Consider the following 610-nt stretch of genomic DNA (forward strand, 5'->3'; position numbering starts at 1 on the left):
CGCTCGAACAGATAGACCAGCTGCTCCGGGATGAAGCGGGTGCGCGAGGCGTAGACGTGGCGGTCGCCCTTGGCGGCCTGGCCGTGGGTGAAGAAGCGCTGGGGCACGACGAGGTGCAGGTCGTCCTTGGCGCGCGTCATCGCGACGTAGAGCAGGCGGCGCTCCTCTTCCAGTTCGGCGCTGGTGCCGGCGCCGAGATCGGACGGCATGCAGCCATCGACGACGTTGAGCACGAACACCGACTTCCACTCCTGGCCCTTGGCGGAGTGGATGGTGGAGAGGATCAGATAATCCTCGTCGCGAAGGGGGGGGCCGGATTTGTCGCTGGTCGCATCCGGTGGATCGAGCGTGAGCTCGGTCAGGAACTTTTCGCGCGAGGCATAGCCGCTCGCGATCTGCTCGAGCTGCATCAAATCGGCGCGGCGCGTCTCGGAATCCTCATGGATGCGATCCAGATGCGGCTCGTACCACAGCCGCACGCGCTCGAGATCGACAGGCCATTCCGAATAGCGCAGGTTCTGGGTGGTGCGGACGAAGTCGGTCCAGTCCGCGCCGGTGCGTGGCGGCACCGGCAGCTGGCCGAGCGCGGCGAGCGGATCGGTGCTCTCCG

The 610-nt window shown here is 66.7% G+C and carries 1 protein-coding gene; it reads right to left on the reverse strand.

Features of this window, described 5'->3' with window-relative positions:
- The coding region (locus MOV75_RS41115; protein ID WP_247008582.1) for a 3'-5' exonuclease at positions 1-610 on the reverse strand (610 nt) is incomplete at both ends.

This window comes from Bradyrhizobium sp. PRIMUS42 (genome assembly GCF_023006515.1).
In the GTDB taxonomy this organism is placed as follows: Bacteria; Pseudomonadota; Alphaproteobacteria; order Rhizobiales; family Xanthobacteraceae; genus Bradyrhizobium.